This is a genomic window from Kitasatospora sp. NPDC096128, assembly GCF_040303105.1.
Lineage (GTDB): Bacteria > Actinomycetota > Actinomycetes > Streptomycetales > Streptomycetaceae > Kitasatospora.
This window is the reverse complement of record NZ_JBEOSP010000002.1, coordinates 111,061-124,623: the sequence shown is the minus strand read 5'-3', so window position 1 is coordinate 124,623 and position 13,563 is coordinate 111,061. Positions and strand designations below refer to the sequence as shown.

Sequence of the window (13,563 nt, the reverse complement as noted above, 5' to 3'; positions counted from 1 at the left end):
CAAGGAGTTCACGGCGCCATGCAGACCGACGCGGGCAAATGGCTGTTCCGCCCACCATCCGAGGACGCCCCGGCACGGATCTTCCTCTTCCCGTACTCGGGCACCGGCGCCTCGATGTACCGCGCCTGGCCCGAGCGGATCGGCGAGGTCGAGGTGTGCCTGGTGCAGCTGCCCGCGCGGGAGAACCGGCTGCGCGAGCCGCACCCGGTCACCTACCAGAACCTGGCGGCAGCGGCGGCAGCGGCGCTGGCCCCGCTGGTGGACCGCCCGACCGGCTTCTTCGGGCACTGCGGCGGCGCGCTCTCCGCCTTCGCCACCGCGCTCGAACTGGAGCGGGTCCACGGCCGGGAGCTGACCGCGCTCTTCATGTCCTCCCAGCTCGCCCCCGACGAGGACCCGTTCGGCCGCTGGCTGTGGCTGGGCCGGGACGACCTCGCGGTCGAGCTGAACGTCCTCGCCGAGGCGGCCGGGACCAGGATGGACCCGGACTTCCTCGACGTGGCGCTGGACGTGCTGGAGGAGGACCTCGCGGCCCAGCGCCGCTACCGCCTGGACTCCCCCGAACCGCTGGCCTGCGCGGTGCACGCGGTCGGCTGGCGCCAGGACGTGGAGATCCGCCCGGAGCAACTCGGCGGCTGGAGCCGCTACGTGCCGCCGGCCCGCCACCACGAGCACCTGTTGGACGGCGGGCACCACGCCTTCCTCGGCGCCCCGCAGCCGCTGCTCGACCTGATGGGCCGCGCGATGACACAGGAAGGGCGGGCGGCATGAAACTCGCCGGACTGTGGGACCACCCGGACTTCCGCAGGCTCTGGGCCGGTCAGACGCTCTCCATGCTGGGCACCAACATGGTGGCGGTGGCCGTCCCGCTGATCGCCTCGGTCAGCCTGGGCGCCTCGGTGTTCCAGATGGGCCTGCTGCTGGCCACCGAGTTCCTGCCCTACCTGCTGATCAGCCTGTTCGTCGGGGTCTGGCTGGACCGCCGGCCGAAGAAGATGATCATCGTGGCGGCGGACGCCGTCCGCTCGCTGATCCTGCTCTCGGTGCCGCTGCTGTCCTGGGCGGACCTGCTGAGCGTCCCGCTGCTGCTGGCCGTGGTGTTCGGCACCGGCGCCTGCAGCACCGTCTCGGACATCGGCAACGCCTCCATCCTGCCCGCCCTGGTCGAGCGCGAGGACCTGGTCGAGGGCAACAGCAAGCTGGAGATGAGCAGTTCGGTCTCCAACATCGGCGGCCGGACCTTCGGCGGCCTGCTGGTGCAGCTGCTCACCGGGCCGGTGGTCATCATGGTCAACGTCTTCGCCTTCGGACTGGCGGCCGCCTGCACCCTGCGGATCCGCAAGAAGGAGCCGGTGCCGGAGCGGCCCGCCGACGGCGAGCCGTCCTCGATGTGGAAGGAGATCGGCGAGGGCCTCGGCTTCATCTTCGGCAACCCGACCCTGCGCACCCTCGTGCTGGTCACCTTCCTGATCAACTTCTCCGCCATAGCGATCGACCCGGTGTTCCTGGTGTTCATCACCCGCACCCTGGACCTGCCCGGCATCCTGGTCGGCGCGCTGCTGGCCGGCACCGGCGTGGGCTCGCTGATGGGCGCCCTGTTCGCGGCCCGGCTGGGCAGGCTGCTGCCCTTCGGCCGGATGGTGATCTGGACGACGGTGGCGATGACCGGCGTCGAGCTGGTCATCCCCGCCGCGACGGTGATGCCCACCGGCGTCGCCTTCGCGATGCTGATGTTCGTCCAGGTCGCCTACGCCGTGCTGGTGATCGCCAGCGCCGTCAACATCCGCAGCTACCGGTCGGCGATCACCCCGGACGCCATGCAGGGCCGGATGAACGCCTCCACCCGGATGATCGTGATGGCCGGCACGCCGTTCGGCGCGATGGCCGGCGGCGCGCTCGGCTCCCTGCTGGGCACCCAGTGGGCGATCGTGGTGTGCGCCGGCGGCATCGGGGTCTCCGCGGTCCTGCTGGCCCTGTCCCCGGTCCGCAAAGCGACCGGCATCCCCACCGAAGTCCCCGCCCCGGCCGTCGCCCCGGTCTGACCTCACGGACCGCCGGAACCTGACGGACCGCCCAAATCTGACGGGCCGCCGGAACCGCACCCCCAGTACGCCCCCCACGAACCAGGAAGGCCAGAAGGTCTCGTGAACGACACCGACGCGGTCGGCCGCGCCGCACTGGACGCCGTCTTCGCCCGCGCACTGGCGGAGGAGGCGGACCCCGCCGCCCCCGCGCCCGCCACCGTCCCGGCCGCCCGCCCGGGCGACGGGCGGGAGCCCGCGTCGCTGGCGCAGAAGCGGCTCTGGTTCCTGGAGCAGCTGAACGGCCCCAACAGCACCTACAACGTGCCGTTCCGGCTCCGGCTGGCCGGCGAACTCGACACCGAGGCGCTGCGGCTCGCCGTCGGCGACCTGGTGGCCCGGCACGAGGGCCTGCGCACCACCTTCGCCGGGGACGAGGACGAGGTCTTCCAACTGCTCCTCGACCCGGACGAACTGCCGTGGGAGAAGCTGGACCTGACCGGGCTCGGCGAGCCGGCGGTGATCGCGCTGATCGACGAGGAGAGCCGGATCCCGTTCGCGCTGGCCGGCCGGCCGCTGTTCCGGGCGAAGCTGATCCGGGCCGGTGTCGAGGGACCGGCGGCGGTGCCCGTCCACCACCTGGCCGTCACCATGCACCACGCGATCACCGACGGCTGGTCGGAGGGGCTGTTCTTCCGGGAGCTGGGCGCCTGCTACACCGCCCGGGTCGGCGGCCCGCCGGCCGACCTGGCGCCGCTCCCGGTGCGCTACGCCGACTACTCGGCATGGGAGGCCGAGCCGGCCACCGTGGAGCTCTACCGCGGCCAGCTCGCCTTCTGGCGCGAGCAGTTGGCCCGGCTGCCGGAGGAGGCCGGGCTCCCGGCCGACCTGCCCCGGCCGGTGCTGCTCAGCGGTGCGGGCGCCACCGTCACGGTGCCCGTCCCGGCGGACCTCCAGCGGCGGCTGGCCGCCTGGGGCGCGGGCCACGAGGCCTCGCTGTTCGCCACCGCGGTGACGGTGCTCGCCGCGCTGCTGCACCGCTACAACGGCGAGGAGCGGGTGGTCGTCGGCGTGCCGGTGGCCAACCGGCCGCGCGCCGAGTGGGAGCCGGTGATCGGCTACTTCGCCAACACCCTGGCGCTGCCGGTCGACCTCGCCGGTGATCCGACCCTGCGCCAACTGCTGGGCCAGGTGCGGACGGTGGCGGCGGAGGCGCTGTCGCACCAGAACGTCCCGTTCGACCGGGTGGTGGAGGCGCTCGGCGTGGTCCGGGACCCGTCCCGCAACCCGGTGTTCCAGGTGATGTGCAGCGTCAACCAGGTGGTGCCGCCGCCGGAACTGCCGGGCCTGGCGGTCGAGATCGTCGAGATGCGCAACGACTCCGCCAAGTTCGACCTGGAGCTCGCGGTGAGCTACACCGCGGACGAGGTCGGCTTCGCCTTCGACTACGCCACCGACCTGTTCGAGCGGGAGACCGTGGAGCGGCTCGCCGCCGACTACCTGGCCCTGCTGGAGGCCTTCCTGGCCGAGGGCACCGCGAGCGTCGGCGCGGTGGTGCTGGGCGCGCACGGGCCCGCCGAGGCGGACGGCGCCGAGGCCGAGGTCCGCGACCGCTACGGCAACCGGGCGCCCACCGGGGTGTACGGCGAGCTGCTGCTGGCGGGCGCGCCGAGCGGGCGCCGGGCCCGGGTGCTGGCCGACGGCCGGGTCGAGCGCGCCGCCGAGCACGCCGCCGAGCCGCGGTCCCGGACCGAGCGCTCCCGCCCCGCCGCCGACGGCCCGGCCGCCCCCGCCACCCCCACCGAGCGCGCCCTCGCGGCGATCTGGTCCCGGCTGCTGGGCACCGAGGCGGTCGGCCGGGACACCGACTTCCTGCGCGACGGCGGGGACTCGCTGCTGGCCACCCGGCTGGTCGCCCGGATCCGCCGCCAGTGGTCGGTCAAGCTGTCCGTCCGCCACATCCTCAAGACCCCCGTCCTCGCCGACCTGGCGAAGCTGCTGGACGAGACCGCCGCGGCCCCCGCCGAGGCGCCCGCCCGCAGCGCGATACCGGCCGCCGCCGGGCGGCCCGAGGTCCTGCCACTGTCCATGGCCCAGCGCGGGATCTGGATCGTCAACCGGCTCGGGCAGCAACAGGCGTTCTACCACATGCCGTTGGCGGTGCGGATCGAAGGCGGACTGGACCTCGACGTGCTCGCCGCCGCCGCCGCGGACCTCGGCCGCCGGCACGAGATCCTGCGGACGCTCTTCCCCGCCGACACGGGCGCGCCGCGCCAGTCGGTGCAGCCGCCGGAGGCCGTGGCCCAGGTGGTCCGGGCGAGCGCCATCCACCCGAACGGCCTCCAGCAGGCGCTGCGTGAGGCGCTGGAGACCCCGTTCGACCTGACCACCGAAGTCCCGCTGCGGCTGCACGTGTTCAGCACCGGCCCGCGCTCCCACGTGCTGCTGGTGGACGTCCACCACATCGCCTGCGACGGCCTCTCACTGGCCCCGCTCTGCCGCGACCTGGCCGCCGCCTACGCCGCCCGGGCCGCCGGGCGGGCCCCCGACTGGCACGAACTTCCCATCCAGTACGCCGACTTCGCGCTCTGGCAGGCCCAGCAGCTGGGCCGGGCGGAGGATCCGGGCAGCCAGTTCGGCCGGAGCCTGGAGTTCTGGACCAAGGCACTGGCCGGACTCCCCGAGGAGCTCGCCCTGCCGGGGGCCCGCCCGCGCCCGGCCGCGCCGACCTTCCGCGGCCTGCCCAGCCGGGTCGAGGCCGGCCCCGAGCTGTACCGGCGGATCACCGCGGCCGCCCACGAGCACGGCGCCAGCGTGTTCATCGTGCTGCAGGCCGCGCTCGCCGCGATGCTCACCCGCCTCGGCGCCGGCCCCGACATCCCGCTCGGCACCCCCACCGCGGGGCGCTCCGACCAGGCGCTGGACGACCTGATCGGCTGCTTCATCAACACCGCCGTGCTGCGCGCCGACACCTCGGGCGACCCGAGCTTCCGCACCCTGATCGCCCGGGTCCGGGAGACCAATCTGGCCGCGCACGACCACCTGGACCTGCCGTTCGACGAGCTCGTCACCGCCCTCAACCCGCCCCGCCAGTCCGGCCGCAACCCGCTGTTCCAGGTGATGGCCAGCCTCAACGGCGAGCCCGAACCGGTGCCCGCGCTCGGCGGACTGCCCACCGAGCCGTTCGACCTGGGCACCCCCGCCACCCCGTTCGACATCACCGTGGAACTGACCGAGGACCGCGCCCGCGCCACCATCAGCGGCGTGCTGACGGTCAGCGCCGACCTCTTCGACGAGGCCGCCGGGGCGGCCCTGGCCCGGCGGCTGCTGCTCGCGCTCGACCTCGCGACCTCCCGGCCCGACCTGCCGATCTCCCAGTGGGAGCTGCTGCTCCCGGGCGAGCGCGAGGCGGTCCTCGACACCTGGAGCACCGGCGCCCCCGCCCCCGGGGCGGCCACCTTCGCCGAGCTGTTCGAGCAGGCGGTGGCCGCCGCGCCGGACGCCCCGGCCCTGGAGACGGACGACGACCTCACCCTGACCTACGCCGAACTGGACGAGCAGGCCAACCGGCTGGCCGCCGAGCTGGTCGCCCGCGGCGTCGGACCGGAGAGCGTCGTCGCGCTCGCCCTGCCGCGCAGCGGGGAGCTGGTGCTCGCCGTCCTGGCCGTCGCCAAGGCCGGCGGCGCGTTCCTGCCGCTGGACGTCCGGTTCCCGGTCGAGCGGCTGTCCTTCATCCTCGCCGACGCCCGGGCCGCGCTGGTGGTCACCGACTCGGACGGCGCCGCCGCCCTGCCCGTCGACGCCCCGCCGACCCTGCTGCTGGACGACCCCGACCTGCTGGACGCGCTCGGCGAACACTCCGGCGACCGCCCGGTCACCGCCCCGGTGCACCCGGCGAACGCCGCGTACCTGCTGTACACCTCCGGGTCCACCGGGCAGCCCAAGGGCGTCGTGGTCACCCACACCGGACTCGCCCCGCTGGCCGAGCAGTTGCAGCGGAGCGTGCTGGCGGCCGAGGGCGGGGAGCAGCCCCGGATGCTCCAGCAGGTGTCCCCCACCTTCGACATGTACGTCATGGAACTCCTGACGGCCTTCCGGGCCCGGGCCGTCCTGGTCGTGGCGCCCGCCCACCCGGTGCTGGGCGAGGAGCTGGCCGTCCTGCTCGAACAGCGCCGGATCAGCCACGCCGTGCTGACCCCGACCGCCCTGGCCGCACTGCCCGCCCGCGGGTACCCCGCGCTGCGCGCGATCGTCAGCGGCGGCGAGGCGATCGGCGCCGACCTGGTGGCCCAGTGGGGGCGCGGGCGCCGGCTGCACAACGCCTACGGGCCGACCGAGACCACCGTGCTCGGCACGCTCTCCGGCCCACTGCGCCCGGAGGCCGGCCCGCCGCTCGGCGAGCCGATCGCCGGCTCCCGGCTGTTCGTCCTGGACGAGGAGCTGCGCCCCGTCCCGCCGGGCGTCACCGGCGAGCTGTACCTCGCCGGGGCGAGCCTGGCCCGCGGCTACCTGGGCCGCCCCGACCTGACCGCGGACCGGTTCCTGCCGTGCCCGTACGGCGCGCCGGGCGAGCCGATGTACCGCACCGGCGACCTGGCCCGGTGGACGGTCGACGGCGAGCTGCAGTACCTGGGCCGGATCGACGGCCAGGTGAAGATCCACGGGGTGCGGATCGAGCTCGGCGAGATCGAGTCCGTCCTCGGGACGCACCGCAAGGTCGCCGACTCGGCGGTGGTGGTGGACCGTTCGGCGGTGACCGGACCGCGCCTGGTCGCCTTCGTCACCCCGGTGGATCCGGCCGACCCGGCGGCCCGGCCCACCCCGGCCGAACTGCGGGCGCACTGCACCCGCTCGCTGCCCCGGGCCATGACGCCCGCCCGGTTCGTGGTGCTCGGCGCGATGCCGACGCTGCCGTCCGGCAAGACCGACCGCAAGGCGCTGCGGATCCCGCCGGAGGAGGGCACCGCGGGCTTCCGCACCCCGCCGGGCACCGCCACCGAACGGGCGCTGGTCGCGATCTGGCAGCAGCTGTTCGAGACCGAGCGGATCGGGGTCGACGACGACTTCTTCGTCCTCGGCGGCCACTCGCTGGCGGCGATCCGGATGCTCGCCGAGATCCACCACGGCCTCGGCGTCGAACTGCCGCTGAGCGCCTGCTTCGAGCACCCGACGATCGCGGCGCTGGCGGCCCTGATCGACCGGTCGCCCCGGCCGGACGCCGCGGAGCCGCCCGTGGTGCGCCGGCGCCGCCCGGCGCCGGGGGCCTGACGGACGGGAGCGCCGGCGGACCGCTCTGCGCGGACCGCCGGCGCTCCCCCACCCGGCCCTAGTCGGTCCCGACCACGACGGTCAGCTCGGCCAGTGCGGCGTCCAGGGCCTCGACCACCTGCTCGGGGCCGTCCCCCACCGCGATCACGTGCCCCAGCCGGTCGTACGCCTCCCGGACCGGCCGCACCGCGCGCCCGGCGGCCGCCGTCACGGCGACCCGCTCCACCCCGGCGACCGCGGCCGCCCGCCCGACGCCCTCGACGGCCGTCAGCCGGCCCTCCTCGGCGGCGATCAGGAAGCGGATCCCGGCGGAGCGGGACCGCTCCGGGGTCAGGTTCAGCGGCAGCCCGGCGGCGGCGCGGATCTGCTGGTCCAGCAGGTCGATGCCGGTCGCGGGCCGGATCAGCTCCGGGATCATGCCGCCGGCCAGCCGGGCGTTGATCTCGATCACGGCCGGGCCGTCGGCGGTCAGCCGCAGTTCGACGTGGGCCGGGCCGCGCTCCAGGCCGACCGCCTCCAGGGCGCGCCGGGCGGTGTCGGCCATCGCGGCCGCCGTCTCCTCGGGCAGCACGGCCGGGAACAGGTGCCCGGTCTCCACGAAGTACGGCAGCTCGCTGACGGTGCGCTGGGTGATGCCGACGCAGTGCGTCCGGCCGTCCGCCCGGAACATCTCGGCGCTGAACTCCGGCCCGTCCAGGAACTCCTCCACCAGCACCGTCCGGGCGCTGGCCTGGCCGCGCACGTTGCGGGTGACGGCCAGCAGCTTCCGGACCTGCTCGGTGACGGTGGCGACGTCCGCGCACCACAGCACCTCGTGCGAGCCGGACTCGTCGACCGGCTTCACCACGCACGGCAGGCCCACCGCCGCGACCGCCGCCCCGACCCCGTCCGGGTCGCGGACCTCGGCGAACCGGGGCTGGCGCACCCCGTGCTCGAGCAGCGTGCGCCGGGTCGCCGACTTGTCCCGGCAGGCCGCCAGCGCCGCCACCGGGTTGGCCGCCACACCCAGCGCCTCGGCCAGCGCGGCCGACTGGACCAGGTAGTACTCGCTGGTCGTCGTCACGCCCGCCACCGCGCGGTCGCCGGCCGCCACCTCGGCGGCCTTGCGCAGCGCCTGCGGGTCGTCGGTGTCGCAGACCACCACCCGGGCGCCGGTCTCCGCCAGGCCCTGGTAGCGGGCCGGGTCCACCACGAACAGCACCGGCTCCAGCCCGAGCCGCACCGCCGTGGTCAGCGCGAGCATGCCGGTGCCGGTGGTGTTGGACTCCACGAAGAACAGCAGCGGCCGCTCCCGCCGGGATATCCGCGCGTACGACCAGCCGCTGACCAGCTCGCCGTAGCGGACGGCGGCCGGCTCGGTCGCCACGGGGGTCCCGGCCGCCGCGGGGGCCTCGGCCGCCCCGGTGTCGGCGTACACGGTGTCCACGTAGCGGTCGCCGCGGTCCGGCATGATACCGACCAGCCGGGTGCCGGGCGCGGCGTGCGCCGCCAGATGGGTGAGCACCCGGTAGACCGAGCCGGAGGTGTTCCCGGCGAAGATCTTCTGCTCCCGGGCCAGCGCCCGGGTCGCGGCGAAGGCCTCGTCGTCGGAGAGCCAGTGCACCTCGTCGATCAGCCGGTAGTCGATGTTGTCCGGGTAGAGGCTGTTGCCGAGGCCGGACTGGCGCCGGGTCGGCACGTCGGGCTGGCCGAACAGCACGCTGCCGACGGCGTCCACGCCGACCACCGTCAGCTCGGGGAACCGTTCCAGCAGCGCCCGGGACGTCCCGCACAGCGAACCGCCGCTGCCCACCGAACCCACCACCACGTCCACCGTGCCGAGGTCGGCGACCAGCTCCTCGGCCAGCCCCCGGTAGGCCGCCGGGTTCTGCGGGTTGGAGTACTGCTGCGGCCAGAACGCCCCCGGCAGACCGGTCATCAGCTCGGCCAGCAGGTCCAGCCGGGCCGACTGCCAGCCCTGGTCGCCCATCGCCGACACCACGTGCACCTCGCAGCCCAGGGTGCGCAGCTTGGCCAGCGTGATCGGGTCGATCCGCGGATCGGTGACGATGTGCACCGGGTGCCCGAGGTGGGTGCCGACCAGCGCCAGGCCCAGCGCCATCGTCCCCGAGGAGCTCTCCACGATCGGCGCCCCGGGCTTCAGCACCCCCGAGCGACGGGCCTCGGTGACGACCTGCCGGGCCACCCGGTCCTTCATCGCGAAGGCGTTCGCCAGCTCCAGCTTGGCGTACACCTCGACCCCCTCCGGCGCGGGCACCCGCAGCCGGACCAGTGGCGTGTGGCCGATGGCGTCGACGATCGATTCATGCCGCATCAGAAAGCTCCATGTCCTGAGGGGTGAGCGCCCGGACCGTGGTGGTGGTGCCGGGCAGGGTCGAGCAGGCCGCCAGGGCGGCGGCGAGCCGGGGCCCGTGGTCGGCGTCGTTCTCGTCCAGCAGGACGCCCAGCAGGGTGCCGCTGTGCGCGCACACCACCCCGGCGGCGCCGACCCGCTCGGCGATCGCCAGCACCGCGTCGAGGTTGCGCTTGGGCGCCAGTCGCTGGTTCAGCACCGCGCTGCGGGTCGTCACCGTCCCCACCCGGGCGAGGTCCCCGGCCCGCACGGCCGCGCCGAGTTCCGCCAGCAGCTCCGCGTACTCGGCGCGCTGCGCCGGGGAGAACACCTTCGGCACCCGGTTGAACGCCACGGTGTCCAGCAGCCCGCCCTCGTCCACCCCGACCACGGTCGCCGCCGGGAGCCCGCCCAGGCGCTCGCGCAGCCGCACCTCGCGGTGGTCGAAGGCCACCACCCCGGGGTGCATCACCCCGTCGGTCGGCTCGATCGGGCGCAGCCAGCGCTCCACCTCGGCGGGCGAGGTGTCCAGGCCCACCGCGGCGCCGACCGCCCGTACGGTGGCCACCAGGTCGGCCGAGGAGCTGGCCATCCCCTTGCCGACCGGCAGGTCGCCGTCCAGCAGCAGCACCCCGCCGGCCGGGCGCCCGCAGGCGGCGAGCATCGCCTCGGCCACCCGCCGGGTCTTGGTCTTGTGCGAGGGGAACACCCGCAGCGGGCCGCCCGGGTCGAGCCGGAAGCGGGCCCGCGCCCAGCGGTCGACCGGCAGCGTCACCAGGAACTCCGGGCCGCCCGGCAGGGCGCCCTGGAGCAGCTCTCCGAAGGTGCCGAAGGCGCGGGCCGTGCCGGTCCGCAGGTCGACGCCGGGGCGGAGGGAGGCCGAGGACGGCCGCTCCTGCTCAGCGCCGCTACCGGACGGGACGGTGCCGCCGGGCAGGGCCGCCGTCGGGGCCGGGCGCGCGGTGGGCAGCGGGGTCACCGTTCCGCCGGGGCGTCCGCCGCCGGCGCGAGGAGCGCCGCGACCTGGTCGCCGGCCGCCCGTACGGCCCGGTCGCGCTCCGCCCAGCACTCGGTCAACCGCTCCTGCTCGGCGCCGAGTTCGGCGAGCACGGCCCGGACCTGGTCGGGGTGGGTCGAGCCGACCGAGGTCTTGGCGCGCAGGCCCGCCTCGACGCTCGACGAGGCCGCCAGCAGCGCCCGCGGCCCGGCCAGCCGGTGCCCGGCCTCCTCGGCGACCGCCGCGAGCAGTTCCGCGTCCCCGTCGGCCGGGGCCAGGCCCTTGTCCAGCGCGGCCTTGATGTAGCGGCCCGCGATGACCTGCGCCGTCCGCCACGGCACGCCCTCGTCCAGGGTCAACCGGTTGGCCAGGGTGAAGCCGCCGAGGAACTCGCCCTCGCAGGCCGCCCGCATCCGGTCGGTGCGGAACACCAGCCCGGTGACGACGGCGTGCGCCAGCCGCAGCGTCGAGCGCAGCGCCTCGGTCTGCACCCGCAGGTGGGCACCGGCCTCCTTGGAGACCTCGACGGTGTTGGTGTACGGGGTGTTGCGCTGCGCCGCCGCGAGTTCGGCCGCGCTGCCCGCCACCAGCGCGCAGCGGCCGCGGATCCGCTCCAGCACGGGGAAGTTCTTCTTCTGCGGCATCGCGGCGGAGATCCCGGAGAGCTCGTCCGGGAGGTCCAGGAAGCCGTGGGCACTGCCGCCCCAGGCCATCAGGTCGGTGGTGAAGCGGCTCAGCGCGACGGCGAAGTTCGCCGCCTCGGCCGCGATCGCCAGCGCCCAGCCGCGCGAGGCGACGGCCACCAGGGCGTGCGGCTGCGGGCGGGCGAAGCCGAGCAGCCCGGCCATCCGGGAGCGGTCCCAGTCGAGTTCCTGCCCGGCCATGCTGCCGGCGCCCAGCGGGCAGGCGTCCGTCTCGTCGTAGGCGGCCAGCAGCCGGCGCACCGCGGTCAGCGTCTCGCTGGACAGGGCGGCCAGGTAGAAGCCGGGGCTGATCACCTGGGCGGCCTGGGCGTGGGTGTAACCGGGCATCGGCACCTCGACCGCGCCCGCCGCGAGCGCGCGGACCGCCGCGTCGAAGGCCAGCAGGTCGGCGGCCAGCGCCCGGACCTGCTCGCGGGCGGACAGCAGTTGGGCGCACACCTGGAGGTCGTTGCGGCTGCGGTCGACGTGCCAGGCCGCGAACGGCGCGACCGGGCCGGCCGCGACGTGCCGCTCCAGGGCGAAGGAGATGTCCGACATGTTCTCGCGCGGGTTCGCGCGGACGCTGCCCGAGTCCACCCCGTCCAGCCGGGCGGCGATCGCGGCGGTGCCGGCGTCGTCGACCAGCTCCATCCGCCGGTACTCCAGCAGCAGCACCTTCTCGATCGCCACGTAGTGCCGCAGCAGGTGCTCGGCCTCGTAGGCGAACTGCGGTGCCAGCACCTCCTCGTGCCACACCTCGCTCGGGATGCCGTCGATCCGACCGGTCACCGTCATTGCGTGCTCCTCAGTAGAACCGATGGGGCGGACCGGCCCTCACGCGGACCCTCCGGCTCGGACGGTCCGCGGCTGCCGGCGGGGAAACTCTCGGCCCGGCCGTCCCGGGCCGCTGCGGGCGGCCGGCCGGCGGCGGCCCCGGGCGGCGCGGACAGCAGGCGGGACAGCGGCGCGGCCGGATCGGCGAGGCCGGCGGTGAGCAGCGCCAGGTAGTCGTCGAGCAGTGCGCGCGCGGTGGCGGGCGCGAACAGCTCGGTGTCGTACACCAACCGGGCCGCGTGGTCGGCGACTTCGAGCAGCAGCTCGTCCTCGGCACAGCTGCCCGGGGCGCCGGGTTCGCGGCCCTGCGCCAGGTTGAAGGCGAGCTGGTGGACGGGCTCCACCGGGTGCTCCGGGTCCAGGGGTACCGGCAACGGCTGGTCCTGGTGCTCCCAGGCCGCCGACGCGACGGCCTGGACGCGGTCCACGAGGGCGGCGAAGGACGGGTCGCCGGAGGTGTCCAGCCGCAGCACCAGCCGACCGGCCAGGGCCCCGACCAGCGCCAAGGTCTCGGGCCGGCGCCGGCCCGAGACGGGCACCCCGATCAGGTGGTCGGTCCGGCCGGAACGGTCGTGCAGCAGCGCCGCGTAGCCGGCCAGCAGCACCGGTAACCGCGACTCGGCGAGCCGCTCGGCGCCCGCCCGCAGCTCGATGCCCGCCCGCAGCGCGGCCGCCAGGCCGGCCGGGAACGCGGACCGGACCTCGGCGCCCGTGCCCGCCCGCACGGCCGGGCGCGGGCGGTCCAGCGGGAGGCCGTGCCCGGACGGCCGTCCGGCCAGCCGGGCCCGCCAGAACTCGGCGGCCCGCGTGCGGAGTCCAGCGGCCGCCGACCCGTGCTGCCGGTCCGCGTGGTCCGCGAAGTCCGGCGCCGGCTCGACCAGTTCCGGGGCCCGGCCCTGTTCCTCGGCGGCGCACAGCTCGGCGAGTTCGGCGTTCAGCAGGAACAACGAGGCCGGGTCGCACACCAGTTGGTGGGCGACCAGCACCACCGCCCAGTCCGCCTCGCCGAGCCGGACGGCGACCGCCCGCCAGAGCGGTGCCCGGGCCGGGTCGAAGGGCAGCGCCGCCGCCTGGTCGGCGAGTTCGGCCAGCCGCTCGGCACGCTTGCCGTCGTCCGCCCCGCCGAGGTCGGCGAACTCCACCGGCAGCTCGATCCCCGGGTGCACCACCTGGCGCAGCCCGCCGTCCAGCACCCGCAGCGAGGTGCGCAGCGCGGTGTGCCGGGCGGTCAGTACGGCCAGCGCCGAGCGGACCTGCCCCTCGTCGATCGCGGCGCCCAACCGGAAGGTGTCGGCCACGTGTTGGAGCAGCAGGCCCCCGGAGCGGCGGCCGGTCCGCCAGACCAGTTCCTGGCCGTGGGCCGCCCGGGCGATCCGCTCCCCGCCCGCGCCGGGCACGGCCGACCCGGTGGTTCCATCCGCCATCACA

7 protein-coding genes are annotated in these 13,563 nt (G+C 75.5%); 3 read left to right on the top strand and 4 right to left on the bottom strand.

Annotation, left to right across the window (positions count from 1 at the left end; translation table 11 throughout):
• Positions 1–18: 18 nt before the first annotated feature.
• The 3 genes from ABTY61_RS03090 to ABTY61_RS03080 all read left to right on the top strand — a co-directional run bounded on the left by ABTY61_RS03090 (position 19) and on the right by ABTY61_RS03080 (position 7,289).
• Entirely contained in the window at positions 19–771 is a 753-nt protein-coding gene (locus ABTY61_RS03090) for a thioesterase II family protein (protein WP_350503161.1), read from the top strand.
• Entirely contained in the window at positions 768–2,042 is a 1,275-nt protein-coding gene (locus tag ABTY61_RS03085; RefSeq protein ID WP_350503160.1) for an MFS transporter, read from the top strand. Before ABTY61_RS03090 ends, ABTY61_RS03085 begins: the two co-directional genes overlap by 4 nt.
• A gap of 102 nt (positions 2,043–2,144) precedes the next feature.
• Positions 2,145–7,289, top strand: a complete 5,145-nt coding sequence (locus ABTY61_RS03080) for a non-ribosomal peptide synthetase (RefSeq protein WP_350503159.1) — start codon at positions 2,145–2,147, stop codon at positions 7,287–7,289.
• A 58-nt stretch (positions 7,290–7,347) separates the two neighbouring features.
• On the opposite strand, the gene ABTY61_RS03075 is transcribed toward ABTY61_RS03080, so the two are convergent.
• Genes ABTY61_RS03075 through ABTY61_RS03060 form a run of 4 tightly spaced genes read right to left on the bottom strand, consistent with a single transcriptional unit; the run spans position 7,348 to position 13,559 of the window.
• Positions 7,348–9,603 carry a pyridoxal-phosphate dependent enzyme gene (locus ABTY61_RS03075; RefSeq protein ID WP_350503158.1) on the bottom strand — a complete coding sequence of 752 codons (2,256 nt, stop codon included), beginning with the start codon at positions 9,601–9,603 and terminating at the stop codon, positions 7,348–7,350.
• Positions 9,593–10,600, bottom strand: coding sequence for a GHMP family kinase ATP-binding protein (locus ABTY61_RS03070; RefSeq protein WP_350503157.1), 1,008 nt, complete (start codon positions 10,598–10,600; stop codon positions 9,593–9,595). The genes ABTY61_RS03075 and ABTY61_RS03070 overlap by 11 nt, the downstream gene beginning before the upstream one ends.
• Positions 10,597–12,096, bottom strand: coding sequence for a lyase family protein (locus tag ABTY61_RS03065; protein ID WP_350503156.1), 1,500 nt, complete (start codon positions 12,094–12,096; stop codon positions 10,597–10,599). The genes ABTY61_RS03070 and ABTY61_RS03065 overlap by 4 nt, the downstream gene beginning before the upstream one ends.
• Positions 12,093–13,559: a condensation domain-containing protein gene (locus ABTY61_RS03060; protein WP_350503155.1), complete on the bottom strand. Its 1,467-nt coding sequence runs from the start codon at positions 13,557–13,559 to the stop codon at positions 12,093–12,095. Before ABTY61_RS03060 ends, ABTY61_RS03065 begins: the two co-directional genes overlap by 4 nt.
• Between the last annotated feature and the right edge of the window lie 4 nt (positions 13,560–13,563).